The 25,710-nt window shown below is 60.5% G+C and carries 21 protein-coding genes, 1 tRNA gene and 1 pseudogene; 6 read left to right on the top strand and 17 right to left on the bottom strand.

Annotated elements, in window-relative coordinates; genetic code table 11:
* Positions 1-18 precede the first annotated feature (18 nt).
* Positions 19-228 carry a hypothetical protein gene (locus tag HGP16_RS15775; RefSeq protein WP_168840961.1) on the bottom strand — a complete coding sequence of 70 codons (210 nt, stop codon included), beginning with the start codon at positions 226-228 and terminating at the stop codon, positions 19-21.
* 192 nt (positions 229-420) lie between these two features.
* Between HGP16_RS15775 and HGP16_RS15780 the strand changes: the two genes are divergently transcribed.
* Positions 421-567: a hypothetical protein gene (locus HGP16_RS15780; protein WP_168840962.1), complete on the top strand. Its 147-nt coding sequence runs from the start codon at positions 421-423 to the stop codon at positions 565-567.
* A 51-nt stretch (positions 568-618) separates the two neighbouring features.
* Here HGP16_RS15780 and HGP16_RS15785 read toward each other — a convergent pair.
* A tRNA-His gene (locus HGP16_RS15785) sits at positions 619-695 on the bottom strand.
* A gap of 217 nt (positions 696-912) precedes the next feature.
* Positions 913-1,359 carry a phasin gene (locus tag HGP16_RS15790; RefSeq protein WP_168840963.1) on the bottom strand — a complete coding sequence of 149 codons (447 nt, stop codon included), beginning with the start codon at positions 1,357-1,359 and terminating at the stop codon, positions 913-915.
* Positions 1,360-1,581: 222 nt separating this feature from the next.
* Between HGP16_RS15790 and HGP16_RS15795 the strand changes: the two genes are divergently transcribed.
* Entirely contained in the window at positions 1,582-5,235 is a 3,654-nt protein-coding gene (locus HGP16_RS15795; RefSeq protein ID WP_168840964.1) for an ATP-binding protein, read from the top strand.
* A gap of 18 nt (positions 5,236-5,253) precedes the next feature.
* On the opposite strand, the gene HGP16_RS15800 is transcribed toward HGP16_RS15795, so the two are convergent.
* From HGP16_RS15800 to HGP16_RS15810, 3 genes are all read right to left on the bottom strand, one after another.
* Entirely contained in the window at positions 5,254-5,655 is a 402-nt protein-coding gene (locus HGP16_RS15800; protein WP_168840965.1) for a GFA family protein, read from the bottom strand.
* Positions 5,656-5,677: 22 nt separating this feature from the next.
* Positions 5,678-6,379 (bottom strand): Type 1 glutamine amidotransferase-like domain-containing protein, encoded by a 702-nt coding sequence (locus tag HGP16_RS15805; RefSeq protein WP_168840966.1) that lies wholly within the window; start codon positions 6,377-6,379, stop codon positions 5,678-5,680.
* 131 nt (positions 6,380-6,510) lie between these two features.
* Entirely contained in the window at positions 6,511-7,401 is an 891-nt protein-coding gene (locus tag HGP16_RS15810) for a LysR family transcriptional regulator (protein ID WP_168840967.1), read from the bottom strand.
* Positions 7,402-7,576: 175 nt separating this feature from the next.
* Between HGP16_RS15810 and HGP16_RS15815 the strand changes: the two genes are divergently transcribed.
* Entirely contained in the window at positions 7,577-8,473 is an 897-nt protein-coding gene (locus tag HGP16_RS15815; protein ID WP_168840968.1) for a DMT family transporter, read from the top strand.
* Between the two features lie 20 nt (positions 8,474-8,493).
* Here the strand turns inward: HGP16_RS15815 and HGP16_RS15820 are convergent.
* Positions 8,494-8,721: pseudogene (locus HGP16_RS15820) on the bottom strand (chromate transporter); the annotation flags it as partial.
* Between the two features lie 345 nt (positions 8,722-9,066).
* Between HGP16_RS15820 and HGP16_RS15825 the strand changes: the two are divergent.
* Complete coding sequence (locus HGP16_RS15825; RefSeq protein ID WP_168841110.1) at positions 9,067-10,089, top strand: SAM-dependent methyltransferase; 1,023 nt, start codon at positions 9,067-9,069, stop codon at positions 10,087-10,089.
* A gap of 88 nt (positions 10,090-10,177) precedes the next feature.
* On the opposite strand, the gene HGP16_RS15830 is transcribed toward HGP16_RS15825, so the two are convergent.
* Together HGP16_RS15830 and HGP16_RS15835 are read right to left on the bottom strand one after the other, a co-directional pair.
* The gene (locus tag HGP16_RS15830) at positions 10,178-12,097 is read right to left on the bottom strand and encodes a DEAD/DEAH box helicase (protein WP_168841111.1); all 1,920 of its coding nucleotides are present in this window, start codon (positions 12,095-12,097) and stop codon (positions 10,178-10,180) included.
* A 355-nt stretch (positions 12,098-12,452) separates the two neighbouring features.
* Positions 12,453-14,405, bottom strand: a complete 1,953-nt coding sequence (locus tag HGP16_RS15835) for an acetoacetate--CoA ligase (protein ID WP_168840969.1) — start codon at positions 14,403-14,405, stop codon at positions 12,453-12,455.
* Between the two features lie 166 nt (positions 14,406-14,571).
* On the opposite strand from HGP16_RS15835, the gene HGP16_RS15840 reads away from it, so the two are divergent.
* Positions 14,572-16,473: an AsmA-like C-terminal region-containing protein gene (locus tag HGP16_RS15840; RefSeq protein ID WP_168840970.1), complete on the top strand. Its 1,902-nt coding sequence runs from the start codon at positions 14,572-14,574 to the stop codon at positions 16,471-16,473.
* 33 nt (positions 16,474-16,506) lie between these two features.
* Here HGP16_RS15840 and HGP16_RS15845 read toward each other — a convergent pair whose 3' ends face one another.
* From HGP16_RS15845 to HGP16_RS15865, 5 genes are all read right to left on the bottom strand, one after another.
* On the bottom strand, positions 16,507-17,322 hold the full coding sequence (locus HGP16_RS15845; RefSeq protein WP_168840971.1) for an ABC transporter permease subunit: 816 nt from the start codon (positions 17,320-17,322) through the stop codon (positions 16,507-16,509).
* A 3-nt stretch (positions 17,323-17,325) separates the two neighbouring features.
* Positions 17,326-18,237 carry an ABC transporter permease subunit gene (locus tag HGP16_RS15850; protein ID WP_168840972.1) on the bottom strand — a complete coding sequence of 304 codons (912 nt, stop codon included), beginning with the start codon at positions 18,235-18,237 and terminating at the stop codon, positions 17,326-17,328.
* Positions 18,238-18,239: 2 nt separating this feature from the next.
* The gene (locus HGP16_RS15855) at positions 18,240-19,382 is read right to left on the bottom strand and encodes an ABC transporter ATP-binding protein (RefSeq protein WP_168840973.1); all 1,143 of its coding nucleotides are present in this window, start codon (positions 19,380-19,382) and stop codon (positions 18,240-18,242) included.
* 120 nt (positions 19,383-19,502) lie between these two features.
* Complete coding sequence (locus tag HGP16_RS15860; protein ID WP_246703496.1) at positions 19,503-20,591, bottom strand: polyamine ABC transporter substrate-binding protein; 1,089 nt, start codon at positions 20,589-20,591, stop codon at positions 19,503-19,505.
* A gap of 192 nt (positions 20,592-20,783) precedes the next feature.
* Positions 20,784-21,656, bottom strand: a complete 873-nt coding sequence (locus tag HGP16_RS15865) for a LysR family transcriptional regulator (RefSeq protein ID WP_168840975.1) — start codon at positions 21,654-21,656, stop codon at positions 20,784-20,786.
* 88 nt (positions 21,657-21,744) lie between these two features.
* Between HGP16_RS15865 and HGP16_RS15870 the strand changes: the two genes are divergently transcribed.
* Positions 21,745-22,002 carry a hypothetical protein gene (locus tag HGP16_RS15870; RefSeq protein ID WP_168840976.1) on the top strand — a complete coding sequence of 86 codons (258 nt, stop codon included), beginning with the start codon at positions 21,745-21,747 and terminating at the stop codon, positions 22,000-22,002.
* On the opposite strand, the gene HGP16_RS15875 is transcribed toward HGP16_RS15870, so the two are convergent.
* The 3 genes from HGP16_RS15875 to HGP16_RS15885 all read right to left on the bottom strand — a co-directional run bounded on the left by HGP16_RS15875 (position 21,978) and on the right by HGP16_RS15885 (position 25,659).
* Complete coding sequence (locus HGP16_RS15875) at positions 21,978-24,515, bottom strand: methyl-accepting chemotaxis protein (protein WP_168840977.1); 2,538 nt, start codon at positions 24,513-24,515, stop codon at positions 21,978-21,980. The genes HGP16_RS15870 and HGP16_RS15875 overlap by 25 nt on opposite strands.
* A gap of 328 nt (positions 24,516-24,843) precedes the next feature.
* The gene (locus HGP16_RS15880) at positions 24,844-24,987 is read right to left on the bottom strand and encodes a hypothetical protein (RefSeq protein WP_168840978.1); all 144 of its coding nucleotides are present in this window, start codon (positions 24,985-24,987) and stop codon (positions 24,844-24,846) included.
* A gap of 159 nt (positions 24,988-25,146) precedes the next feature.
* On the bottom strand, positions 25,147-25,659 hold the full coding sequence (locus HGP16_RS15885) for an ankyrin repeat domain-containing protein (protein ID WP_168840979.1): 513 nt from the start codon (positions 25,657-25,659) through the stop codon (positions 25,147-25,149).
* Positions 25,660-25,710 lie beyond the last annotated feature (51 nt).

Genomic DNA, 25,710 nt, shown 5'->3' on the forward strand with positions numbered 1-25,710 from the left:
CACAGTGCCCTGCTGTGGTCACGGCATCAAGGTACTCCACCATGACGGCGCATGCGGCAACGCGGGTGTCAGGGCATGCTTGGGCGGCTCCTCATTCTCGTCGGGATTGGGAACGGGAATCTCATCCGGCAGCCTGTCCGGCTCCGGCTCCTCGACCGGTGGTCTCGGCGTCCAGCCAGGCTCCGGTATCGGAGGCGACTCGGGGATCGGCTCGTTCGGTACAGACATGCCCGCTCCTTTCGTCTCGTTGCCGATATGGAGACAACGACGAGCGATACGGACGGTTCCAAGATAAATTTCGGCATGCGGCCGAAACACTGTAGCGTTCGCCGCCTGGGCTCCCGGCTGCTCGCCCCCTTGATGCTGGACAAAGACGGCGCAAAGCCTAGTATTTCGGGGAGAGGTCGAGGAGCCAGGACGATGAGCGACAAAAAGCAGCGGAAACTGAGCGAGAAAGAGCGCAAGGAACAGGACGATTACCTGGAAGAAGCGCTGGAGGAGACCTTTCCTGCCAGCGATCCGATATCGCCCGGCCACGTGTCGAAGAAGCCTGAAGACAAGAAATAGGCATCTAAGGCCGACGGGTCAGCCATACATAAGATGGACTCGTGGGAAGAATGGTACGGTTGGGGGGTCTCGAACCTCCGACCTCAGGTGCCACAAACCTGCGCTCTAACCAACTGAGCTACAACCGCACATGCTCGCGTCGCCGCGAACGGGGGTGACATACGAGGACTTTGAAATTATTTCAAGTCCTATCTCCCCGCAATATAAAAAAGCTTTGCAGATATCCAAACGATGATGCGCGGCAGGATACCGGCCAGACCGGTTCGTGCCGGAAATGAAAAGTCCCGCCCCAGGCTTTCACCTGGGAACGGGACGTTCGTGCCTTGGGAGGCTTATCGGAAGTGATTAGGCCTTGAAGGAAGCCATTGCTTTTTCGGCGGCGTCCTTGGCGGGCTTTGCCAGCTTTTCGGCAACCTTCTTGGTGGTGTCCTGAATGGACTTGGCCTGCTCGACGGTGACTTCGGCCTGCTTGCGGATGAAAGCAGTCTGAAGTTCGAAGAGTTCTGCGACGGACTTGACGCGAAGCAGGGCTTCCATGTGGGCAAGCGAGCTTTCGGCATTGGTGCGCAGAACGTCGATTGCCTTAAGGCCGATTTCTACCGAACCAGCCTGGGCGGTCTGCACGGTTGCTTCAACCGTCTTGCCGGCTTCCTCAGTCGCAGCCTTCAGCTTTGCGAAGGCGTCCTTGGACTGGGCAGCGCCCTTTTCCGCGAAGTCGCGGAAAGATTCGGAGAGCTTGGACGGATCGAATGCAGCCGTTGAAAAAACGTCGTCTTTCTTTACAGTAGCCATGATTACGCTCCTAAAAGGGCCCTCCCTGAGGCGCCCGTCGTGAACCTGTGTGAGGACTATATAATATAAATTATTGTGCAGTGCAACATATTTGTGCGCCGCACAAGGCGTTAACCTTTCCGGCCGAAAAATGGGCCGTTCGCTGGACCGAAAAGCGGGGCGCCGTTATTAATAAACCGTTAAATCACGAGAGGCGGTTACGCCCGCAAAACAGGTTGGAAAATGCCCGCAATTCAATATCCGTTCATTGACATTGCCGTGCATCCCCGCGTTCGGGAGCGTTTCGCGCGCGGTGAAGCCATGGTCATGTTCTCGACCGGCATGGGTCGCGTGCTCTGGGCCAATGGCGCCGGTGCTAACCTCTTCGGCTATGAGGTCATTTACGATTTCGTCGAGCAGGGTCCGAAGCCCGGCGACGTCTCGTTTCGCCAGATCGAGGCAACGGCGCGCGGCCTCGGCGCGGTCGGCGATCAACGGACATTCCTGATCCGCATGGCCTCGGGCTTCCAGCGGGCGGTCGTCAATGCCGCCGTCGAACTCATCCGTATCCAGGCCGGCGAAGAGGCGGTCCTGTTTTCTTCTCCGGTCTCATCGAAGCCGCTCGCACCGGCCGAATGCGCCAAGCGCATGATCGACGGCTTCGACGATCCCGATACCCACATGGCCGTCATCGGCCGCGACGGTGACATCATTGCCGCATCCGCCGGTTTCAGCGCACTCGGCGTGACGCCGCCGACGGCGCGAATGCTGACGACCATGGCCGGCGCCCAGCCGGACCGGCTGATCAAGCGGCCGATTTCGACCGGTCATGGCTATTTGCCTGCCGCCATCGGCAAACTGTCGGAAATTCCCGCCTTACATCTGCTATTTGTCGTCGAGGCCGCAATGGGCCGCCTCGATCCGGCGGAGGACCGCACCGGAAAAACAGGCTCGACGGCATCTGCCACGGTTGAACCGCAGACAGAAGAGGTGCGCGAGGAGCTCGAGGCGGCAGCGGATGAGACCGTAAAGCCCGCCGAGGACGCGCCCTTCGGCGATGTCATCGAGGCCGTGGCGGATATCGAGGAACTGGACGAGCCGCCGGAATATCGCTCGGACGAGCAGGAGGAAGCGGCGGCGCATGCAGAAAGCATGGGCGAGGATACGCACGCGCCGGTGCTGACGAATAGCGCAAGCGAGGCGGACGAGACCACCCTTCATGACGGGAAGCCGCAGGAACAAGCCGCAACCAACGACGAAGAGCCTGCTGCCGGTGATGCCACAGTAGAAGCGCGTGTTGAGGAGGCTTCATCGGAAAGTTCGGCTGCCGAAGATCATTCCGCGAAGGGTTTCGCCTTCCAGCGCAACGGACGCGCCACACGCTTCGTGTGGAAGATCGATGCGGCCGGCCGTTTCAGCGAGGTTTCCCGCGAATTCGCCGATGCGGTCGGTCCCCACGCGGCCCATATTGCGGGCGAGGCCTTCGCCGATGTCGCCCAGCGCTTCAATCTCGATCCGGACCGCAAGATCGCGGAATTGCTCGCGCGGCGCGACACATGGTCGGGCCGGACGATCTATTGGCCAGTGGAAGGCACAAGCCTGATGGTGCCAGTCGATCTCGCCGCTCTGCCGACCTATACCCGCAGCCGCGAATTCGACGGTTTCAGAGGCTTTGGCGTCGTGCGCCTGGCAGACACGATCGACGACCCGATGAAACGCGGTATGGATCTCGGCGAACGGGACGGCCAGGACGTGGCATCCGCGACGGATCCGTCAGCGGAAACGGAGGCGGTTTCGCAGGAACCACCGGCTTCCGAGCCCGAGGCTCAGGCGGCGATGGAAGAGGTGGAGAGCTTGGCGCCAGACGCGGCGGAAGATATTGCCGCCGAGCACCATGAACCGCCTGCCCTGCGGATCTCCGAAACGCCGAACCGGCGTGAATCGGACAAGGTGGTTCGCCTGCACGAACGCCGGAGCTTAACGCAAGCCGGTCTTTCGCTCAGCGAGCAGGCTGCCTTCCGGGAGATCGCGCGACAGCTCGATCCCTTTGGCAAGCGCGCGGAACCGCCCACGGAGCAACCGCACGACGAACGGCACGAAGATGACGCCGATATCGCCCCGCAGCCGAATGCGGCCGACGAGATCCTGTCCGATATGGCGGAGCCGACTGTTGGAAACGACCATGCCCAGGACGAAGAGACAACGGTTCCAGGCGCTGCAGAGGATGCATCCAAACCGGTCGTGAAGCTGGTCGAGACCACGGATGGCGACGGCCTTGGAACGGACGATGGTGCTCATGCCGAAAATCCGGCCGCCTCCGCCGAGCCGGAGGAGGATTTCGATCCGCTTGACGTCCTGAACACCGCCATTCCGCCGCGCGTGAAGATGCGCACCGGCCTGTCTTCCGAGATCGTCGATCAGCTGCCGCTCGCCATCCTTATCCATGCCGGCGATCGCCTGATCCACGGCAATCCGGAATTCCTGCGGCTGACCGGCTATGAGAACCTCGAGGATCTCGAGCAGATCGGCGGGCTGGACGCGCTGTTGCAGCGCAACGATCTGGAAAGCAAGACCGAACAGCCCGGCACGATGATGGTCGTGCGCGCCGACGATGCGCTGGTGCCGGTCACGGCGCGGCTGCAATCGATCCGCTGGGAGGACGGCACGGCATTGATGCTGGCGTTGATGCCGGTGGAAAGAAGCGAGCCGTCGGCACCGCCGCCGCAGCTTGTTCCCGAAGAGGCACGCCAGGAACGCATCATCGAGAAGGTTGCGAAGCTGCAGGTGGAGATCGAGGAGCTGCGCTCGACGCTGGAGACGGCAACGGATGGCGTGATCATCATCGGCCAGGAGGGTGAGATCCGCTCGATGAACCGCTCGGCAAGCGCCCTCTTCAATTACGACGACCAGGAAACACGCGGCAAACCCTTCGTCATGCTGTTTGCCCATGAGAGCCAGAAGGCGGTGCTCGATTATCTCAGCGGCCTTTCGGGCCATGGCGTCGCCAGCGTGCTCAATGATGGGCGCGAAGTGATCGGCCGCGAGGCATCGGGCGGCTTCGTGCCGCTCTTCATGACCATGGGGCGCCTCAACTCCTCGAACGGCTACTGCGCCGTCATCCGAGACATCACGCAATGGAAGCGCACCGAAGAGGAGCTGCGCAACGCCAAACGTGCCGCCGAAACCGCCAATGCCCACAAGACGGATTTCCTTGCTCGCGTCAGCCACGAAATCCGCACGCCGCTCAATGCCATCATCGGCTTTTCCGACATGATGGCCGGCGAGCGCTTCGGGCCGATCGGCCATTCGCGCTATGTCGAATATGCGACCGATATCGGCCGCTCCGGGCGCCATGTGCTCGACATCGTCAACGATCTCCTCGATATCTCCAAGATCGAGGCCGGCGAGATGGACCTGGATTTCGCCTCCGTCGGTCTCAACGAGGCGATCACCGAAGCGGTGTCGCTGGTGCAGCCGCAAGCCAACAGCCAGCGCGTCATCATCCGCACGGCGCTGTCGCAAGCCGTGCCGAATGTCGTTGCCGACCTGCGCTCGATCAAGCAGATCGCGCTCAATATCCTCTCCAACGCCATCCGCTTCACGCCGTCGGGCGGCCAGATTGTCGTATCGACCGCCTATGAGGGCAATGGCAGCGTCGTGATGCGGATCAGGGATACCGGTGTCGGCATGACGCGTTCGGAGCTGGAGCAGGCGATGAAACCGTTCCGGCAGGTCTCCACCAATGCCCGCAAACGCGGCGACGGCACCGGCCTCGGCCTGCCGCTGACCAAGGCCATGGTCGACGCCAACCGGGCAACCTTCTCAATCAACTCGGCCCCGAACGAGGGCACGCTGGTCGAGATCACCTTCCCCTCGCCGAGGGTACTGGCGAACTGAAAAAACTTCGGCTCGCCGTCAAAACCAGAGATCGCGCACACATCGGCCGTCGGAAGGAAGGTCTTCGAATGTGTCCAGGCCGTCGAAATGATCGATAGGCAGGTCAGCGACAAGATCCGGCGGCGCCAGCCGAACGTTGACGGCCATGCGCCGGCGGCCATCCTTTTGCAGCCGTAGGCCGCGCCAGCTCACGACGCAGGCGCAGGATGGACAGAACAGTATTTCAAGGGAAGGTTTGTCCTTGCCGGCGCGGGTATAGGAGGCCGTGTGGCCAGTGACGGAGACCCGCTCTCCTTCGTAGTCATAGGCCCACAGCGTGCCGTAACGCCGGCAGAGAGTGCAGTTGCAGGCGGTGATCGAACCTGGATCTCCCTCGAGCGTCCAGCCCGTCTTGCCGCAATGACATGAGCCGGTCAGCATGGCTTACTTTACCTAAAGTGCGTCAGGAGTTGTGCGAAAGAACCAGCCCCTCGAGAGTGATGTCGTTTGCGTGCCTAACTTCGCCGTCTGCAATCCAAACAGGTTTCCCAATACTATCCGCCCGTCCGTTCGAAACGACAATACCATCCCCATCGTTGCACGCTAAAATTGGTCGGCTCGTGAACTTGCTGTAGCGGATGAGCTCGTTGAGATAGCTTGGCTTTTCGTTCAGGTGGGGAAAGAATTCGAATGGCACGAGGTCGAGTGCAGTTTCCTTGCTCAGAGCTTCCGGCATTTCGCCTGTGAACAAAGCGTCGGTAGCAATCGTCGGCGTCATGAGAATGGCGCCGGCGCTGGTGCCGATCAAAACGCCGCCGCCGAGCGCCCAATCCCTTAGAAGCGGAAGCATCTCGCTTCGCCGCAGTCGCTGCAGATATCCAGCAGTACGACCGCCCGTCAGATGAATGCCATCGCACGCGAAAAGCGCTTCTCTCTCTTCAACAGCGCTCGCTCCCTCAGGATCATAAAACAGCGACATCTCCAAACCGTGGGCATCATAATATTGCCTGCGCTCGTTAAAAAAGCGTCGGTCAGGTTCAAGGCCAGATGGAATGTATCCGATCCGTTTCCCCAATTTGAGAGTTGCCATCATTGACAGAAGCTTGAGGTCTACTCTTCTGTTCTCAGGGATTATCTGGTCACTATAAAAGACAAGATTGACCATGCTAGGTTCCGACAGAAGGGACGATCACGGCATCAACAGTCTGCGGCGGAACAGGCACTATTGCAACTGCCGCTGGTCCTCACTCCAAGCACGATCTGGAGAACTTGCGCCTGTCGAGCGTTAACGACCGATCAACTCGCCAGAGCCAGCCCCCCGTAACGGCTGATCTCGCTCTCGATCTCCGCCACGAGGCTATCGAGAGCGGGATTTCGCACCTTGCGGCCACGGCGCACCACATAGGCCAAGGCAGGTGGCGTCGGCAGGCCTTTGGTGAGGATCTCCATATCGGGCTGCAGGTGACGGCCGTTCAGAAGCGCCACGCCCAAGCCCGAGTTCACGGCCGCGATGATCCCCACAGCACTCGCACATTCGAAGGCGGTTTCCAGGACCACACCGCCATCCTGCCCGATATCGAGCGCCCATCGGCGATAGAAGCATTCATCATCGAAAGAGAGGAAGGGGATTGGGCCGTCCGGCGGCAGGGACAGGTCCGGATGCTTGACCCAATGCAGCTGCTCGCGAAAGAGAACAACGTCGGTCGGGCGGACCTCATGGGCGAAAACCTGTATGATGGCGGCGTCGAGCTCCCCCCGCTCCAGCATCCCCCGAAGAACCAAGCTCATGCGAACCTTGGTGCGCACGGAGACATTCGGATGCAGGCGGCGGAAACGACCCAAGATGCGGGCAAGGTCGGTGCAGGTCGTATCCTCGGTGAGGCCGAGAGCGACGCGGCCGGCAAGCGATGTCTTCGACAGGCTCAAGAGCGCCTCGTCATGCAGACCGAGGATACGCCCGGCATAATCGAGCAGGTCCTCCCCGGCTGCGGTGAACATCGCCGCCCCGGGCTTACGGCTCAAGAGATCGCAATCGAGGCTCGTCTCAAGCCGCTTGATCTTGTGGCTGACGGCGGATTGCGACAGGCCCAAAGCTTCTGCCGCGCGGGTGATGCCGCCGTGATGGCGGATCGCCCATAGCGCGCGCAGAGCATCGATTTCCAAACGTCGGCTGGTTAATTCGGTCATGGCGAACGTGGCCCGGAGATAATCTTGCGGAGAGAATGCATGCTTCGGCGACATCTGGCAAATATCCATGATCTCTAAGACTGAAAAGTCATGTCATGATCGATATTTGTCATGTGCCATTGAGCCAGCACTCACCTATGGCTGGGGCCGCGAAAGACATTCGATCGAGATCTTCATGACGGACCAAAGCCTATCCCGCCCCGCGCCAAACGAACGCCGTTTCCTTTGGCCGTTAATGGCGGCACTCCTGATCGTCAGCTGGAGTTCCGGCTTCGTCGGCATTCGCTATGCCAGTCAGGAGGCCAGCGTCATGCTGGTCCTGTTCTGGCGCACGCTTCTATCCGGTTTGATCCTGCTGCCTTTTGCCCTGGCGATCGGTCCGCGGCTGCGGCTGCGTGGGATAGCGGAACAGATGCTGTTCGGCGTGATGTCGGTCTTCCTCTATCTCGGCGGCTTTGCGCTCGCGATCGAACAGCGGGTGCCGACGGGGCTGGTGGCGCTGATCTCCGACCTCCTGCCGCTGGCGATTGCGGCTCTCTCCCAACCGGTCCTCGGGGAGCGGCTGAGCGGACGCCAATGGCTCGGGACGGCGATCGCGGTGGCGGGCGTGTTGATCGTATCGCTGGACAGCCTCAACTTCGGCGCGGCTCCCATTTGGGCCTATGGGTTGACTGTGGGGTCGATGCTGGTCTTCGCCTTCGCATCGGTCCTGCACAAGCGGCGGCGCATGGGGCATATGCCCGTTCACCAAAGCCTCTGCATCCATACGCTGACGGCCTCGGTGCTGTTCGGCATCTGCGCGATGATGCAGGGCGATATGGCACCGCCGATGACGCGCGGCTTCGCGATCGGCATGGTATGGCTGGTGCTGATTGCAACCTTCACCGCCTATTCGGTCTATTACACCAGTCTGCGTCTCTTTCCGGTGGCGCAGGTCAGCGCGGCCATCTATCTCAGCCCGCCGGTGACCATGCTTTGGGCCTGGGCCTTGTTTTCGGAACCCTTGACGACGGCGATGTTCGTGGGACTGGCGGTGACGCTGGTGGGCGTGTTGCTAACGTCGCGTGGCTGACGCCGCGAATGCCTCTACCGTTAGGAAACGAAGACGGTCCAGCCAACGCCCAAAGCGGCAGATGCCAATAAGGTCGATATCACCGACATCTTCAGGCGAAAGATGGCGATGGCGGCAAGCAAGGTCAGCACCAGTGAGGGCAATGAAAGCGAGGGCAGCGGGCACATCAACCGTCCACGGAGCCCAAACCAAATCGCGAGATTGAGAACGACGCCGACCACAGCCGCCGTTATCGCTGACATGGCGCCGAATGACGGCATGGCGCGTCCTTCGTTGGCTCGGGTTCCAGGACGCGATTCTTCAGCCGTAACCTCGTGGGGTGATCGCAACCCCATGGATAATCATCTGCTTGAAAGTCTCTGCATCCATATCCTGACGGCCTCGATGCTGTTCTGCATTTGCGCCATCAGGCAGGGGCAACCAAGCGCCGCCACCGCTGACGCATGACTTCGCCCGCACTGCCAGCCGGGAATATCCGATGTATCGCGTCAGTATTAGCGATGACAAACTTAAACTCGGTCGCCTTTTGTGAGATAATTCATCGATGCGACCGACTATTCCGGTCGGTCGTCGGACATATAAAGGGGGATCCAATGTCATCGGCGGCGGTAGAAGCAGGCGTGGGCGAAGTTTCGCCCAATCTAGTGGTCGATGCGATGTTTGCGTGCCGAAAGACGGCCGCCATCGTAGCCGCTATAGAACTCGATCTTTTTACCTTGATTGGTGACGGCAGCAATGCAGCATCCTTGGCAGCCGCAACAAATGCAGCCGAACGAGGCGTGCGCATTCTGTGCGACTATCTCGTTGTGAACGGCTTTCTCACGAAAGCAGGCGATCAATATGCTCTGACCCCATCCAGCCGAACCTTCCTCGACCGGCGTTCGCCAGCCTATATGGGTGCGGCCATCGAATTCCTGGCCGCACCGGAAATCCTCAAGCAGATCCTGGATGATCCGACTTCCTATGTCCGCAACGGCGGATCCATTGGATTGGCAAACATGTCTCCGGACAATCCGGTGTGGGTGAAATTTGCTCGCGGCATGGGCTCGTTCACGGGCGGCAGTGCGATCAGCCTCGCCGCCGAAATGGCCAACTTGCCCATGCAGCCAAGGAAGATACTTGATATCGCCGCAGGCCATGGGCGTTTCGGGATCGAGATGGCGAAGACTTTTCCTTCGGCCGAGGTCGTTGCGGTCGATTGGGGCTCCGTTCTGGAATTGGCCGAACATAATGCGCGGCAATTTGGCGTCGCTGAACGCTACAAAGTCATTCCCGGCAGCGCATTCGAAGTCGACTGGGGCACGGACTATGATCTTATCCTGCTGCCGAATTTCCTGCATCACTTCGACCTGGAAACCTGCGCCGGATTGCTTGCGAAGAGCCGGGCAAGCCTGAGCGCGGGCGGCAAGGTGGTTGCTGTGGACTTCGTGCCGAACGACGATCTCGTCTCGCCACCCTTCCCAGCCGCTTTCTCGTGGGAAATGCTGGCCAGCACGCCAAGAGGTGAAGCCTACACGCAGAAGGATCTAGCCGAGATGGCTAGGCGTGCCGGTTTTCAAAACGTGAGGGTAAAGCCATTACCACCATCGCCATCGAGCTTGATCTTCTTCGAGTAGCGGTGCCCGGAATACCGGTCTCCTCTTGCCGGAAGATGCGGAGATGGCGACAAGGGGGCTGCCGCCCCCTTGAGCCCAGTGACAGAAATTAATCTCCCTGAGTTCGCGCAGCCTTGCGCTTGGACCTCGAATTCGGTTTGCCTGCTGGCGGGCCGCCGTCATTCTTAGCGAAACCTGGCTTGCCGGGCTTTTTCGCCCAGGGCTTCTTGTCGGAGCGTTCGGAAACACTGCCCTCCCCCGTCTGCGCCCGCTCGGGCTTGCGATCGGACTTCCACTTCGGCTTGGGGCCGTCGTTCGAACGCCCGCCCTTGTCGGCGAAGGGTTTCTTCTTTGCAAAGCCGCCTTCGCGCTTGGCCTGGAAATCCGGCATGCTGGCGAGCTGCTTGACGCGGATGCCGCGCTCGAGGGTCTTGTCCGGGCCGATGGCGGAGAGGAAGCGCTCCCCACCTTCGAGCGAAAGCTCGACGAAGGTTTCCTCGGGCTGCATCTTGATCGCGCCGATATCGCGCTTGGTCAGATTGCCGTTGCGGCAAAGCATGGGGATCAGCCAGCGCGGCTCGGCATTCTGCTTGCGTCCCACGGAGAGCGATACCCAGAGACCATCAATAAAGTCGTTCCGTCCCGCGGAAGGGCCGTCATCGCGAGGCGTGACCGGGAAATCGTCGCGGCGGGGCTTCCTGCCCTCGCCTTCGGCGGGCACATCCTGTAGGTCCTCGGGTGCGGAGTGGCCGGCCCGATATTGCCGCAGGAATGCGGCGGCGACCTGCTCGGCGCCATGGCGCTCCAGCAATTGCTGCACGATCGACTGCTCGTCTTCGGCAAGCGCGGCGGTAAAGACCGGATCGGCGAGAAGACGCTCATCGTCACGCTGGCTTACTTCGTCAGCCGACGGCGGCTTTGCCCAGGTGGCGCGGATGCGGGCGGCTTCCAGCAGGCGTTCGGTGCGACGGCGGGCGCTCAGCGGTACGATGAGGGCGCTGACGCCCTTGTTGCCGGCGCGGCCCGTACGGCCGCTACGATGCAGCAACGTGTCCGGATTGGTCGGCAGATCGGCGTGAATGACCAACTCCAGGCCCGGCAGGTCGATACCGCGGGCGGCAACGTCGGTGGCAATGCAGACGCGGGCGCGGCCGTCGCGCATGGCCTGCAGGGCGTGCGTGCGCTCGTTCTGGCTGAGTTCGCCCGAGAGCGCGACGACCGAAAACCCGCGATTGTTGAACCGCGCCGTCAGGTGATTGACGGCGGCGCGCGTCGAGCAGAAGACGATGGCGTTGCGCGCTTCATAATAGCGCAGCACGTTGATGATGGCGTTTTCCCTGTCGCTCGGAACCACGGTCAGCGCACGATAGTCGATATCGACATGCTGCTTGGCTTCGGAGGCGGTGGCGATGCGAACGGCATCGCGCTGGTAGTTTTCGGCAAGCTTGGCGATCGAACGTGGCACGGTTGCGGAAAACATCAGGGTGCGGCGCTCGGACGGCGCGGCTTCCAGAATGAACTCCAGATCCTCGCGGAAACCGAGATCGAGCATCTCGTCGGCTTCGTCGAGCACGACGGCGCGCAGTTCGGATATGTCGAGTGAGTTGCGGCGGATGTGATCGCAGAGGCGACCGGGGGTGCCGACGACGATATGGGCACCGCGCTCCAGCGTCCGCCTTTCGGTGCGCATGTCCATGCCGCCGACGCAGGAGGCGATCGTGGCGCCCGTCAGCCCATAGAGCCATTCCAGCTCGCGCTGCACCTGCAGTGCCAGTTCGCGGGTCGGTGCAATCGCCAGCGCCAGCGGCGCGCCGGCGCGGCCGAAACGTTCCGCGCCATCAAGCAGGCCGGGCGCCAGCGCCAGGCCGAAGGCAACCGTCTTGCCCGAGCCGGTCTGGGCCGAGACAAGCGCATCCTTGCCGGCCAGGCCCGGATCGAGCATGGCCTTTTGCACGGGCGTCAGCGTTTCATACCCGCGCTTCGCCAAAGCCTGGGCAATCGCAGGAGCGATGCCTTCGAATTCAGTCATCATCTGTCTTTCGGAATTCTTCGCGCGCCATCAGGCGGCGATCATCGTGGCTCGCACGTCGCGAACCTCTTCTTCAGGCGTGCACATACTTCTTCGGCAAGCCGATGTACAGAGCGGACGCGCTTTCGTGCGCGGTGAAACGAAAAAAAGGCAGCGAATCGCGCTGCCTTTGAAGTTGATGCTGTCTAAAGCAAGCTCGAGTCGGTGAACTTCATGTCTCGGGAGCCAAGGGCAGCTCCAATCCGCTCCAGCTCATGCGAACGGTCTCAAGTTGGCCTTTACCTTTGACCAAGCTTTCTTAACGCGAGGTTACCAAAGGAGGGTCATCGTTTGCCCCTCAGTTTTAAGGACCGCCTCAGCTTTTGAGTTCTTCCAGCCCTGCAAAGAGATCCAGCGCCTCCGGATTGGCGAGCGCCTCCTTGTTCTTGACAGGCCGGCCATGCACCACTTCGCGCACCGCAAGCTCGACGATCTTGCCGGATTTCGTGCGCGGAATATCCGCAACGGCGATGATCTTGGCAGGTACGTGACGCGGCGAGGCGCCCGTGCGGATGCGGGTCTTCATCGCCTTGACGAGATCCTCGGTCAGGGAAACGCCGGCGGCAAGACGGACGAAGAGCACGACGCGGACATCGTCGTCCCAATCCTGACCGATGCAGAGCGCTTCCAGAACCTCGGGGATCTGCTCGACCTGATTGTAGATCTCGGCGGTGCCGATGCGCACGCCGCCGGGATTGAGCGTCGCATCCGAGCGGCCGTGGATGATGAGGCCGCCATGAACGGTCCATTCGGCGAAATCGCCGTGACACCAGATATTGTCGAAGCGCTCGAAATAGGCCGCACGATATTTGGCGCGCTCCGGATCGTTCCAGAACATGACGGGCATGGAGGGAAAGGCCTTGGTGCAGACGAGTTCGCCCTTCTCGCCACGCACCGGCTTGCCTTCGTCGTTCCAGACATCGACGGCCAGGCCGAGACCCGCTCCCTGGATCTCGCCGCGCCAGACGGGCTGCAGCGGATTGCCGAGCACGAAGCACGAGACGATATCGGTGCCGCCGGAAATCGAGGCCAGCTGAATATCGTCCTTGATCCCTTCATAGACGAAGGAAAAACCCTCGGGTGACAGCGGCGAGCCGGTGGAGGTCATCAGCCTCAGGCTCGAAAGGTCGTGCGAGGTCTTCGGCGTCAGGCCGCTCTTGTGGACGGCGTCGATATATTTGGCCGAAGTGCCGAAGACCGCGAATTTCTCTTCCTGCGCATAATTGAACAGAATGTTGCCATCAGGCGCGAAGGGCGATCCGTCGTAGAGGCACAGGGTCGCGCCCGCGGCAAGGCCCGTCACCAGCCAGTTCCACATCATCCAGCCGCAGGTGGTGAAGTAGAAAACCTTTTCGCGCGGAACGACACCGCAATGCAGGCGATGCTCCTTGATCAGCTGCAGCAGCGCGCCGCCGGTGGAATGCACGATGCATTTCGGAACGCCCGTCGTGCCGGAGGAAAACAGGATGAACAGCGGATGGGAGAAGGATACCGGCTCGAACTCGACTGATTTCGCCGCGAAGGGCGCGACCAGATCATCAAGAGTTTGCGCATTCGGGGTGGCCGCGACGACCGCAGCGGCATTGCCGGCATAGGGCACGATGACGGTGGGCGCATTCAGGCGCTGCGCGATCGCGCTCACCTTCGCGGTGACGTCCTGCAGTTTGCCGCCATACCAATAGCCGCTGCAGGCGACGAAGAGCTTCGGCTCGATCTGGCCGAAACGATCCATGACGCCCTGCTCGCCGAAATCCGGAGAACAGGAGGACCAGATGGCGCCGATCGATGCGGCCGCCAGCATGCAGGCGATGGTCTCCGGCATATTCGGCATCATGGCCGCGACGCGATCCCCCTTGCCGATACCATGGGCGCGATAGGCCTGCTGCAGGCGCGATACCATCGCGGCCAGCCGATCCCACGACCAGCGATCGCGCACCCTGTCCTCTCCCCAGAACACCAGCGCATCGCCCTCGCCGCTCTTCGACAGCAGGTTTTCGGCGAAATTCAGCTCGGCATCGGGAAAGAAGCGCGCCTCGAGCATGAGGTCGCCGTTGATCAGCGCCCTCTCCCCGCGCTTGCCCTTCAAGCCGCAAAAATCCCAGACCTCGGTCCAGAAGCTCTCACGCTCGGCAATGGACCAGGCGTGAAGCCCAGCAAAATCCGACATCGAAAGGCCAAAACGCCGGTTGCATTGTTCCATGAAGGTAAACATTGGGCTCTGGCGACGAAACTCCTCCGACGGCGTCCAGAGCGGCTGCTGATCCTGCATATTTCTCTCTCCCGCTTTTCGCTCTATATAGCGATGCTGCAGCGCATTATAAAATCACGGTGCTGTGGGTATTGCCAGTGTGTGATGTTTGCATCCGGCAAACATTTCCTATATCCGGCAAACGCAGGCAGATCATCCCTATCAGTTCGCGAGTCTCCACGGGATCATGAGAGCTTCGAAAAACAATAAATGGTGGTTGACGATGCGATCGGCATCACGCTGGCTGCCTGCCGTCGTCCGCACGACCGGTATCATTCTTCTCACGATTCTCATTGTGTTCGCTGTCTTCAGAGCGACCGCGCCTTTCCTGATTTCCAGCGGTCTGGTGCGCTCCGGCATCGAGAAGGCGCTGTCGGATTGGACGGGATACCGCGCCCAGATCGAAGGAGATCCGACACTGGAATTCTGGCCGACGGCGCGCGTCACGCTCAATGGCGTGACCATCCGCGAGCCGACGCGGAACGGCAAGGTTCTGGGTCATGTCGACAGTCTTTCTGCGGATTTCTCGCTCTGGTCGGCCATTCGCGGCCATGCGCGCTTTCATGAATTTCATTTCCTGCGCCCGATCCTCTATATCCGCCGCGACGATAACGGCCTGATCGACTGGACGAATGAAGGCCGTCTTTCCAAGGCGATCGAGCAGGCCGGAGCCTCCTCCGGCCAAGGCATATCGATGCGGAAGGACCAGGATGCAGCCATCGGCATGCTGACCATCGAGGACGGCAGCGTCGAAATGACCGATGAGCGCAGTGGCAACATCTACCGGCTGAATGGCGTCAACGCCGATATTTCATGGCCGCGGCTCTCGCAGGCGATGGCCGCCGTCATCCTCGCGCGCTTCAACGGCCAGGACATCAAGCTCAATTTCGATTCGGCGCAGCCGCTGCTGTTCTTTGCCGGCAAGAATGTCGATGCCAGGACGAGCTTCACCTCGGCGCCGATCAGCTGGACTTATTCCGGCGTCACCAGCCTATCCGACTTTTCAGCCTTTGCGGGCAATCTGGAGCTCAGCGTCCCGAACGTGCCCTCTTTCCTAGCTTGGAGCGGGCAACGTCTGCCGGCGGCCGATGCCCTCAAGAACGTTTCGCTCAGCGCCGATATTGCGGCGGTCGAAAAAGGCCTGCGCTTCAACAATCTCAGTTTCAAGGTCAATGATTCCACGGCGTCCGGCATCATGGATCTGAACTATACGACGGCAGGCAAGCCAAAGATCTCCGGCACGCTCGCCTTCGACCAGATGAACCTCAATCCGTTCCTGGCCGCCTTCTCCATGCGCCTTGCCGCCGAGACCGCCATCGATGCGATCCTGAACGGTAATCCGCTGCAGCGGCTCGACCTCGACATGCGCCTGTCGTCGAACAAGGCGGCACTCGGTCCCTTCCAGTTCGAAAATATCGGCGCCAGCCTGCTGGTGGCGGGCGGAAAGGCGAAGTTCGATATCGGCGACAGCGGCTTCGAGAACGGTTCGCTGACCGCGCATCTGGAGGTCGCCCCTGGAGACTTCGACGGCGGCGGCAAATTGCAGATTTCAATCCGAAACGCGGATTTCGGCGGTCTCTTCACCCGCCTGAAGCTGATAGGTCCGCTGCCGATGCCGTCGTCGGGCTCGCTGGATCTGTCGCTCAGCACCTCCAAGCCGATCTGGGTCGCGACGCTCAGCGATGTGGCCGGCACGCTGCACTTCAGTTCGACGGCGGGCACGTTCCGCGAATTCGACATCTCCGACTTCCGGACGCTTGCAACGGAAAAAGCCTTTTTCCGGATGAGCGATATCGCCGACGCATCCTTCGACTTCGACAGCATCAATATCGACGCAAGCTTTGCGAAGGGATCCGCCGAAGTGAAGAATGCCTCGATTGCCGGACGCAACGAAACGATTACCTTCAACGGTATCGTTCCCTTCCGTACCAATGGCCTGGCGCTTTCGGGCGCGATCGAGGCGACATCACCCTCCGATGCGGACGAGTTACCGATGCTGCCTTTCTTCATCGGGGGCAGCTGGCCAAATCCGGTCGTGTCGCCGGTCGCGACGCTGCTGCAGAAGCCGGCACAGCCACAGCAGCAGTAATCTCTCCGGGCTTGGTTTTCCGATCGCCGCGTCTCAGGCCGCGGCTGCCGCCTGCTCATCCCTCTGACGCTGCACTTCGCGGCGCTTGGTGACGATGGAGGCGCAGATGACGCCGATGGCGACGACACCGATCAGGATGGTGCAGATGGCGTTGATCTCGGGCGTAACCCCAAGCTTGACCTGGCTGTAGATCAACATCGGCAGCGTCTTGGCGCCGGCGCCGGATGCGAAGGTCGCGATCACCAGATCGTCGAGCGACAGCGTCAGGGCCAGTACCCAGCCGGAAAAGACGGCTGGCGCGATGATCGGCAGCGTCACTTCGAAAAAGGTGCGTACCGGCGGCGCGCCCAGATCCAGCGCCGCCTCCTCGATCGATCGATCGAAAGTCAGCAGGCGCGACTGCACGACGACGGCGACGAAGCACATGGTCAACGTCGTGTGCGCCATAACGATCGTCCAGAAGCCGCGATCGACGCCAGAGGTGACGAAGAGCAGCAGCAGCGACAGGCCGGTGATGACGTCTGGCATGACAAGCGGCGCATAGATCATCCCCGAGAACAGGATGCGCCCGCGGAAACGCGTGTAGCGCACCAGCGTGATGGCCGCAAAGGTGCCGAGCACGGTGGCAATGGTTGCCGAGAGCAGTGCGATGCGCACCGTCAGCCAGGCGGCATTCAGCATGGTGTCGTTGCTAAAGAGGTGCACGTACCATTGCGTCGAGAAACCGCCCCAGACGGTGACCAGCCTGGAGCTGTTGAAGGAATAGATGACCAGCAGCAGGATCGGCAGGTAGAGGAAGGCAAGGCCGAGCGTAACGGAGACGATGTTGAAGCGGGACCAGCGGGTCATCAGTTATCTCCCCTTCTCGTCGGCCTTGGCCTGGAAATGCTGAAAGAAGACGATGGGGACGACCAGCACCAGAAGCAGGATGGTCGCCACCGCCGAAGCCAGCGGCCAGTCGGTATTGCTGTAGAACTCCGTCCAGAGCACCTTACCGATCATCAGCGTTTCGGAGCCGCCGAGCAGATCGGGAATGACGAACTCGCCGACGGCCGGGATAAAGACCAGCATGCAGCCGGCGACAACGCCGGGAAGCGAGAGCGGAAAGGTGACGCGCCAGAAAGCGCCGATCGGCGTGCAGCCGAGATCCTGCGCCGCCTCGATCAGCGTGCCATCCATCTTTTCCAGCGCGGAATAAAGCGGCAGCACCATGAAAGGCAGGTAGGAATAGACCATGCCGATATAGACGGCGGTATTGGTGTTCAAAATGACAAGCGGCTGGTGGGTGATGCCGAGCCCCATCAGCAACTGGTTCAAGAGACCCGTCGTGCTGAGGATCGACATCCAGGAATAGACGCGGATCAGGAAGCTCGTCCAGAAGGGTAGGATGACCAGCATCAACAAGGTCGGCCGAAGCGTGCGCGGCGCCTGCGCCATGCCGTAAGCGATGGGATAGGCGATGATCAGCGTCAGCAGTGTCGAGATGCCGGCGATCTGAAGGCTCTGAATATAGGCATTCATATAAAGGGGATCGCCGGTCAACCAGACGTAGTTGTCGAACGACATGGTCTGCAGCTTGTCCCACCAGTCGCCGAAGCTGTCGTTCCAGGCGAAGGACGGATCATAGGGCGGAACCGACAGCGCCTTCGTCGACAGCGAGATGCGGAAGACGATGAGGAACGGCGCGAGGAAAAAGAGCAGCAGCCAAGTGTAGGGAACGATGATGACGAGGCGCTGATAGATTAGGGAACCGAGCGCTCTCATGATCAGTCCTTCAACAAGATGCCGGCATTTTCGTCGAAGGATACCCAGACATTCTGGTCGTAGGCGAAGGGCTCCTCCACGGCTCGGACCGCGTTCAGCGACGAGGCCTTGACCACCTGTCCGCTCTTCAGCTTCACATGGAAAACGGTCATGTCGCCGAGATAGGCGATGTCCCATATCTCGCCTTCGGCGGCATTGAGGGACGCATTGGCGGGCGGGCGCGGCGACACCCGCAGCTTTTCCGGGCGGATGGCGAGGCTGGCTCGGCTTCCCGTCGACGGCGTATCGCCGGTGGCGGTGCGCACCGCGAAGCCCGAATCGACCGATATTTCGACGATGCCCGATTGCGCCGAGGTGACGTTGCCGTCGAGAATGTTCACATCACCGATGAAATCGGCGACGAAGCGGCAATTGGGCGCCTCGTAGATTTCAGCCGGAGTTGCCACCTGCACCACCTTGCCGTGGCTCATGACCGCGATGCGATCGGCCATGGTCATCGCTTCCTCCTGATCGTGGGTGACGACAACGAAGGTCAGCCCCAGGCTTTGCTGCAGATCCATGAGCTCGAACTGGGTCTCCTCACGCAGCTTCTTGTCGAGGGCGCCGAGCGGTTCGTCGAGCAGCAGTACCTTTGGGCGCTTTGCCAAAGAGCGCGCCAGCGCCACGCGCTGGCGCTGGCCGCCGGAAAGCTGGTTGGGCTTGCGTTTGGCGAATTGCTCCAGCTTGACGAGCTTCAGCATCTGCGCGACGCGATCGTCGATCTCTGCCTTCGGCATGCCGTCCTGCCGCAGGCCGAAGGCTATGTTCTTCTCCACCGACATATGCGGAAACAGCGCATATGACTGGAACATCATGTTGACGGGACGGCGATAGGGCGGCGTGCCGGCAAGGTCCTGACCATCGAGCACGATCTCGCCGGTCGTCGGCTGCTCGAAGCCGGCGAGCATGCGCAGAAGCGTGGACTTGCCGCAGCCCGATGCGCCCAGAAGAGCAAAGAATTCGCGGTTGTAGATATTCAGGGAGAGATTATCGACGGCGATGAAATCACCGAACTTCTTCGTCACGTTCTTGAAGGAAATATATGGCTTTGCCGAAGGATCGGTCCATGGAGCAAAGGAACGCCGGATATTACCGAGTGACTTCATATTTATCCCCAAATGAATGCCGGGCGGGCTTTCGTCGAGCCGGCTCTTCCCCACCCGGCACGCTCGCGATTTTTGCCTTATAAGGAAAGGCCCGGACGTTGCCGTCCGGGCCGTTTCGAATTATTGGCCTGTCGTGACCTTTGTCCACAAGCGCGTCGCCACGCGCTGCGTTTTCGCGTCCCATGGAGTGAGGGTAAACAGCTTCTCGCGGACCGCATCGGTCGGATAGACGGCTGGATCTTCCAGCACGTCCTTGCTCACGAACTGCTGCGAAGCCTTGTTGCCGTTGGCGTAGGCGGTAAAGTTGCTGGCCTTGGCGATGACTTCCGGCTTCATGATGTAGTTGAGGAAGATATGCGCTTCTTCGACATGCGGCGCATCGGCGGGGATCGCCATGACGTCGAACCACATCTGCGCGCCCTTTTTGGGGATCGAATAGCTGATGTTCACACCGTTCTTGGCCTCGGTCGCACGGTTGCGGGCCTGCAGCACATCGCCGGAATAGCCGAAGGCGAGGCAGATATCGCCATTGGCGAGCGCGTTGATGTATTCGGAGGAGTGGAACTTGCGCACGAACGGCCGGATCGACGTCAAAAGCTCTTCGGCCTTCTTAAAGTCTTCCTGCTTGGTCGAATTCGGATCAAGACCCAGATAGCGCAAGGCCGCCGGAATAACGTCGGTCGGCGAATCCAGCACGTAGATGCCGCAATCCTTGAACTTGGCGGCAAGCTTGGGATCGAAGATCACGTCAATATCAGGCGCGTCGTCGGTGCCGAGAATCTGCTTCACCTTGTCAACATTGTAGCCGACGCCGCTCGTGCCCCACATGTAGTCGATGGCGTACTTGTTACCGGGATCATATGTGGCGATGCGCTGCTGAACCGCATCCCACATGTTGGAGATGTTCGGCAGCTTGGACTTGTCGAGCTTCTGGAAGACGCCTGCCTTGATCTGGCGCTGCAGGAAGTACGCCGTCGGGACGACGACATCATAGCCAGTCTTTCCCGCAAGCAGCTTGGTTTCCAAGGTCTCGTTCTGATCGAACGTGTCGTAGACGACCTTGATGCCGGTTTCCTTGGTGAAATCCGACAGGATCGAATTATCGATATAATCCGACCAGTTGTAGATATTGACGACTTTGTCTTCCGCCTGAGCGACCGTTGCCAGCGAAACGACCGCGAAAGCCGTTGCTGCAAGCCGTGCGAACATGGACTTCATAGTCTCTCCTGTTTTGTTCAAGGGCATCCAGGCGACACCCAACCCTCTGTTTTTCCCGTTAGACTAGAAAGGAAATCAGAAGGCGACAAGCGGAAAAGCGTGGGGTCGCACTCTTTCGCATTTTGCCGTCCATCGTCCGCAAGCTACATCCGCGCACAAGAAAGCAGACTTCCAGGCAATACGTCACGCATAGGTCGGGCGCTTGCCCGCAAACAGCTCGGAATGGCTTTTCAACAGCTTGGCCATGCGGTCGACCACGGTGCGGATTTCCATGCGATGGCGGTCGGCATTATTCATGACGATCCATTGCCGGTGACGGAGAGACGGGATTTCCTCGCCGACCCGTTCCAGCCTCGGCTCCTGATCGCCGACAAAGCATGGCAGAACCGCAATGCCCGAACCCGCAAGTACGAGATCATGAAGCGAGCGCGGGCGGCTGACCGTGAAGGCGATCTCCTCCTGCCTGTTTTGATAGGGCCAACGCAGATAGGCCGACACCGCCTCCTCCTCCGCCACGGCGATCCAGCGCTGCGGACCGGCAAAGCGCATATTGCGGGCCTGATAGGCGGCATAGGCGACATCACCGATCTTGATGGCCGCGAGATTGGTCTCCTCCGGCTCGAAGGCACGGATGCCTATGTCGCTCTCGCGATGGGCAAGGCTGGCGCGACGCTCGCCGAGATGAAGATCGATGCGGAATCCGTCCCGCTCCGAACAGATCGTCGGCATGTTTTGGCTAAGCAGCCAGCCGAGCCATGTGCCGGCAGCGATGCGGACGACGGACATGCCCTGGGCATCACGCTGCCAGATGTCAACCTTGCGGGAGGCAGCTTCCATCTCCAGCAGCTGATCGAACAGCGCCCGGCCATCGCCGGTCAGCGTGTAACCGGACTGGCTGCGCTCGAAGAGCGAGCGGCCGATCCGCCCCTCCAGTTCCAGCATCCGCCGGCCGATCGTTGCCGGGCTCAGGCCGCTTGAAGCGACCGCCCCGGTCAGTCCACCACCACGGGCGACATCGAGAAAAAGCTGGTAGGAATCCCATGTCGTATTTTTCATAATTGAAAAACATAAGGCGAAAACGGCTGTTTATAAAGCAAATTCTCATGTGTAGTTAAAGGGATGCTTCAAACCATGGAGACATCTCATGATGGACAGCATCGCGTTGGCCAAAGCCATCGAAATACAAAGCCGGGCGCGCGAAGAGCAATGGCGCCAGAAGGAGGATCTCTTCTACCTTGACTACGGGTATGAAACACCGCCCCTCTTCCTGTGGAGCGGGCGGATGATCGCCGCTTTAAGCGCCCGTCGCAAACCAATGAAAAAGGCGGACCGGCTTGAAATTGGCCGATCCGCCCATGATGGCAATAATTGCAGCGGTCAGGCTGCTTGCTCGCGAATATAGCCCGCGCTGTATCCGGCCTCGATCTTGAACTGCTGGATCAGGTGCAACAAGGCGTCGGCTTCGGAGGCCAACTCGCGGCTTGCTGCCGTGGTTTCCTCCACCATGCCGGCATTCTGCTGTGTCATCTGGTCCATGTGATTGACCGAGGCGTTGACCTCCTGCAGCGCGCTTGCCTGATCGTGGCTGGCGCGGGCGATCATTTCCACATGCTGGCTGATCGTCACGATCTGGCTGCTGATCTGCGCGAGCACCGAGCCGGCCTCCTGCACGAACTGCGAACCGGAGGCGACCTCCTCGGTCGACTTGTTGATCAGCCCCTTGATTTCCTTTGCGGCGGCAGCGGAGCGCTGCGCGAGCTCTCGCACCTCCATGGCGACGACCGCGAAACCTTTGCCGGCGTCGCCGGCGCGGGCAGCCTCGATACCGGCATTGAGCGCCAGAAGGTTGGTCTGGAAGGCGATCTCGTCGATCACGCCGATGATCTGCTCGATCTTGCGCGAAGCATCCTCGATGCGCGTCATCGCGTCGATGGCGTTGCCGACGACGACGGAACTGTCATCGGCGCTGCGCTTGGCCTCGCGTACGATCGCATCCGCATCCTTGGCGCGCTCAGCGGAAGAACGAACGGTGACGGTGATCTCGTCGACCGCGGCGGCGGTCTGTTCCAGCGATGCCGCCTGCTGTTCGGTGCGCTTCGACAGGTCCTCGGCGGAGGCGGCCATCTGGCTGCCGTTGCTCTGGATCATCACGACATTGCTGCGGACCTGGCTCAGCGTCTGCTGCAGGCGCGAGAGCGAGCTGTTGAAGTCCTGACGGAGCTGCTCGAGACGGCCGATGAAAGGCGTCTCGATGGTCGCGGAAATATCGCCCTGAGCCAGGCGCTCGAGGCCGGCGGCGAGCTCGCTGACGGCATAGTCGATCTGGCGGTCGAGTTCGCGCTTTTCGGCATCGTTGCGCTGACGCTCGTGTTCCGCGGCGGCGCGCTCCTCGTCGCTCTGCTCCTCGATGCGGATCTTCGAGATGGCGTTGTCCTTGAAGATTCCGAGGGCGCGAGCCATGTCGCCGATTTCGTCACGGCGCTGCTCGCCGGAAATCGCGGTCTCCAGCATGCCGTCGGCGATGCGGCGCATGGCGGCGGTGATCTGGCCGATCGGGCGTTGCAGCGTCAGCACGAGCGCGATGCCGCCGGCAACAGAGAGGATGATGCCAAGGGCGGTTGCCAGGATGGAGATGTAATTCGCCTGGTTGCGCTCGGTGCCCGCGCTCTGCTTCTGTGTTTCGGCGAAGGCGGTAAGCTGGCCCCAGACCTGATCAAGCTGCTGGCGGGCGCTCGCATATTCGCCGATGCGCCGTGTGATGGTGTCGACCAGCTTGCCGCTGGCCTCGTCCATCGACTTGATCGCCGGGCGAATGGCAGCATCGATGTCGCTGGCGAAATCCATGCTCTTGGCGCTCTGGTTCAGCGTATCGATATCGCCGCCGAGCTTGGAGATTTCCTGTCGCAGGCGGACGAGATTGTCCTTGTTCGTGTTGGCGTTGAAATCCGCGAGAACGAGCTGCAGCGAATAGACCGAGTCCTCAAGGCGGCGCGTGTCCTGCAGGACCGAATTGGTCTGCGCGACGCGGGCATCGAGCGATACGAAGGTCGTGGTTGCCTGGCGCATCATCTGCGTTGCCGCCAGCTGTGTATAGGTCGAGGTCTGACGGAAGCGCGAGAGCAGCCGGCTGATATTGGCGACAGTATCGTCGGTCGGAACATCGGTGCTTTCCGTGAAGGCGGCAAGATCCTTGATCGTGCCCACCAGCGACTGAACGACGCTCTTCTGGTTCTGCGGCAATGCAAGATCGATCGAACGCTGTGCCTTGTTCAGGTCCGGCAGCCGGTCCTTCAGGAGCTTGACCTTGTCGGCCGGCGTCGCCGCCTTGTTGAAGTCTTCGGCGACAGAGGCCAGCATATCGCCGCCCTTCAGCAGGCGATCGGCGGAACGCAGCGTGGAGGTCGCGTCCGCCTGGTCCTGGCGCATCCGGTCTTCCAGCTGCTGGCTGTTGAAATTGACGTTGAAGCGGGCACTGATCAACGCCCTCTGCGCGTCGTCGATTGTCTTGCGGAGCGAGACCTCCTGCTCGTGCAGCGTCCATAGCCGGCCGACGAGATTTGCCATGTCCGCGGTCTTGGCGGTGGCGTCAGTCAGATTGTCACGGCCATCCGCATCAACACCGAGCTGGCCAAGGGTCGCATTCAGCACGCCCTGCTGAGACTTGATATCCTCGTAGAGCTTGTCGCGCTGCTGCGCATTGGTGATGCGCAGGAAGTCGTCCATGGAGCCGTAAAGGTTCTTGAAGCCGGTCAGCGACTGCAAGACGCTGTTGGAGATCTCCATGCGGCCCTGGAGCAGTCCCGACGCATAAAGCCCCGTAAGGCCAACGGCGGAAATACTGATGACGAACGGCAGGACAAATATGAGGACCTTCGTCTTGATCTTGAAACGCGACAATATCTTATCAATGAACATAGTGGCTCAGACCTCTCACATGCCGCTCCCCCGTCGACGCCGCCTCGGCGCTGACCGGATGTATAACCATCGTTCTTGAAATATCCGCAGGCAGGGCTTCCGAGTATAATGTCGGGAAGCAATCATTGCTTCGGCTCTATCATGCAGTAGAGCGCCCCATGAAATCGTCGGGAATTGTCGGTCTGATTAATTAATTTTCAGATAAGGGCGTTGTGTGAGCTCGCGACGTACAATCAAACGCTGAAAAGCGGATGGCAAAGCCTATATCCGTGCGCGAGCAAAGGCCGTCGTTCCGGCGGCGGCCAAGAATAATGAAGCGGCTAAAAGATCAGAAGCCGCGTACCGCGAGGTAAGCGATGCAGGCGGCTGTCACGCCGGTCGCCAACATCAAAATTCTTGCCGCCAAGAGCTTGGCATTGTCTTGGGTCTGAGCGATTGCAATGGCGCGAGCGCGACGCTTTGTTCTGTTCATGAGTATATTCCCATTTTCGCACTGACACGATAACCGGCAAAATGCCGTTCCCGCAACAGGCAATATAGATATAGGAAAAGAAAACCCTAAAACCAGAGGTTAGCATCGGGTGCCGCGCGCATCGGTTACCAGCCCGAGGTCGCGCGACCGGAGCGCGCGCTACTTCAGCAAGGCCGCAATTGCGGGATTGGTTGCCATTTCGGCGGCAGTCTTGCCGGAGGCGGACTTGATGGTCTTGTCGGCGCCATCCTTCAACAACGCCTGGACGAGAGCCGGATCATCCTGCTGGGTCGCCATGTGCAACGGCGTCCAGCCATCGTAATTGCCGCGCGCGTTGACGTCGGCGCCCTTGGAAACCAGAAGATCGATCATGGTGGCGGGGCCGTAATAGGCGGCGGTGTGCAGCGGATACCAGCCCTCCGTCGTCTTCATGTCCAGCTTGGCGCCGCAGGCCAGCATCTTCTTGACGACATCGCCCTTCTTGTCGCGGATCGCAAGGGCGAAATTCGTATCGCCGCCCGCATCCTGGCCGTTCGGATCCAGCTTCTTGCATTGCGCGGAAGCAGCGCTGGCATCCGATGCCGTGACGGCAAGCATGCCAAGCGATATCGTCAGGGCCGTAACGATGCCTGAAAGAACTACGCCGCGGAATATCAAGGCCTTGAACGTCATGATTGTCTCCATCGAATATCTTCGCGTTGGAGGTGCTCTTTGCCCGTTTCG

The organism is Rhizobium sp. P40RR-XXII, from assembly GCF_012641405.1.
Taxonomy (GTDB): Bacteria; Pseudomonadota; Alphaproteobacteria; order Rhizobiales; family Rhizobiaceae; genus Rhizobium.

What these genes read in the sequence shown, in the direction of transcription:
- HGP16_RS15775 (WP_168840961.1), bottom strand. Translation starts at nt 228, where the DNA reads ATGTCTGTACCGAACGAGCCGATCCCCGAGTCGCCTCCGATACCGGAG.
- HGP16_RS15780 (WP_168840962.1), top strand. Translation starts at nt 421, where the DNA reads ATGAGCGACAAAAAGCAGCGGAAACTGAGCGAGAAAGAGCGCAAGGAA.
- HGP16_RS15790 (WP_168840963.1), bottom strand. Translation starts at nt 1,359, where the DNA reads ATGGCTACTGTAAAGAAAGACGACGTTTTTTCAACGGCTGCATTCGAT.
- HGP16_RS15795 (WP_168840964.1), top strand. Translation starts at nt 1,582, where the DNA reads ATGCCCGCAATTCAATATCCGTTCATTGACATTGCCGTGCATCCCCGC.
- HGP16_RS15800 (WP_168840965.1), bottom strand. Translation starts at nt 5,655, where the DNA reads ATGCTGACCGGCTCATGTCATTGCGGCAAGACGGGCTGGACGCTCGAG.
- HGP16_RS15805 (WP_168840966.1), bottom strand. Translation starts at nt 6,379, where the DNA reads ATGGTCAATCTTGTCTTTTATAGTGACCAGATAATCCCTGAGAACAGA.
- HGP16_RS15810 (WP_168840967.1), bottom strand. Translation starts at nt 7,401, where the DNA reads ATGACCGAATTAACCAGCCGACGTTTGGAAATCGATGCTCTGCGCGCG.
- HGP16_RS15815 (WP_168840968.1), top strand. Translation starts at nt 7,577, where the DNA reads ATGACGGACCAAAGCCTATCCCGCCCCGCGCCAAACGAACGCCGTTTC.
- HGP16_RS15825 (WP_168841110.1), top strand. Translation starts at nt 9,067, where the DNA reads ATGTCATCGGCGGCGGTAGAAGCAGGCGTGGGCGAAGTTTCGCCCAAT.
- HGP16_RS15830 (WP_168841111.1), bottom strand. Translation starts at nt 12,097, where the DNA reads ATGACTGAATTCGAAGGCATCGCTCCTGCGATTGCCCAGGCTTTGGCG.
- HGP16_RS15835 (WP_168840969.1), bottom strand. Translation starts at nt 14,405, where the DNA reads ATGCAGGATCAGCAGCCGCTCTGGACGCCGTCGGAGGAGTTTCGTCGC.
- HGP16_RS15840 (WP_168840970.1), top strand. Translation starts at nt 14,572, where the DNA reads ATGAGAGCTTCGAAAAACAATAAATGGTGGTTGACGATGCGATCGGCA.
- HGP16_RS15845 (WP_168840971.1), bottom strand. Translation starts at nt 17,322, where the DNA reads ATGACCCGCTGGTCCCGCTTCAACATCGTCTCCGTTACGCTCGGCCTT.
- HGP16_RS15850 (WP_168840972.1), bottom strand. Translation starts at nt 18,237, where the DNA reads ATGAGAGCGCTCGGTTCCCTAATCTATCAGCGCCTCGTCATCATCGTT.
- HGP16_RS15855 (WP_168840973.1), bottom strand. Translation starts at nt 19,382, where the DNA reads ATGAAGTCACTCGGTAATATCCGGCGTTCCTTTGCTCCATGGACCGAT.
- HGP16_RS15860 (WP_246703496.1), bottom strand. Translation starts at nt 20,591, where the DNA reads ATGTTCGCACGGCTTGCAGCAACGGCTTTCGCGGTCGTTTCGCTGGCA.
- HGP16_RS15865 (WP_168840975.1), bottom strand. Translation starts at nt 21,656, where the DNA reads ATGAAAAATACGACATGGGATTCCTACCAGCTTTTTCTCGATGTCGCC.
- HGP16_RS15870 (WP_168840976.1), top strand. Translation starts at nt 21,745, where the DNA reads ATGATGGACAGCATCGCGTTGGCCAAAGCCATCGAAATACAAAGCCGG.
- HGP16_RS15875 (WP_168840977.1), bottom strand. Translation starts at nt 24,515, where the DNA reads ATGTTCATTGATAAGATATTGTCGCGTTTCAAGATCAAGACGAAGGTC.
- HGP16_RS15880 (WP_168840978.1), bottom strand. Translation starts at nt 24,987, where the DNA reads ATGAACAGAACAAAGCGTCGCGCTCGCGCCATTGCAATCGCTCAGACC.
- HGP16_RS15885 (WP_168840979.1), bottom strand. Translation starts at nt 25,659, where the DNA reads ATGACGTTCAAGGCCTTGATATTCCGCGGCGTAGTTCTTTCAGGCATC.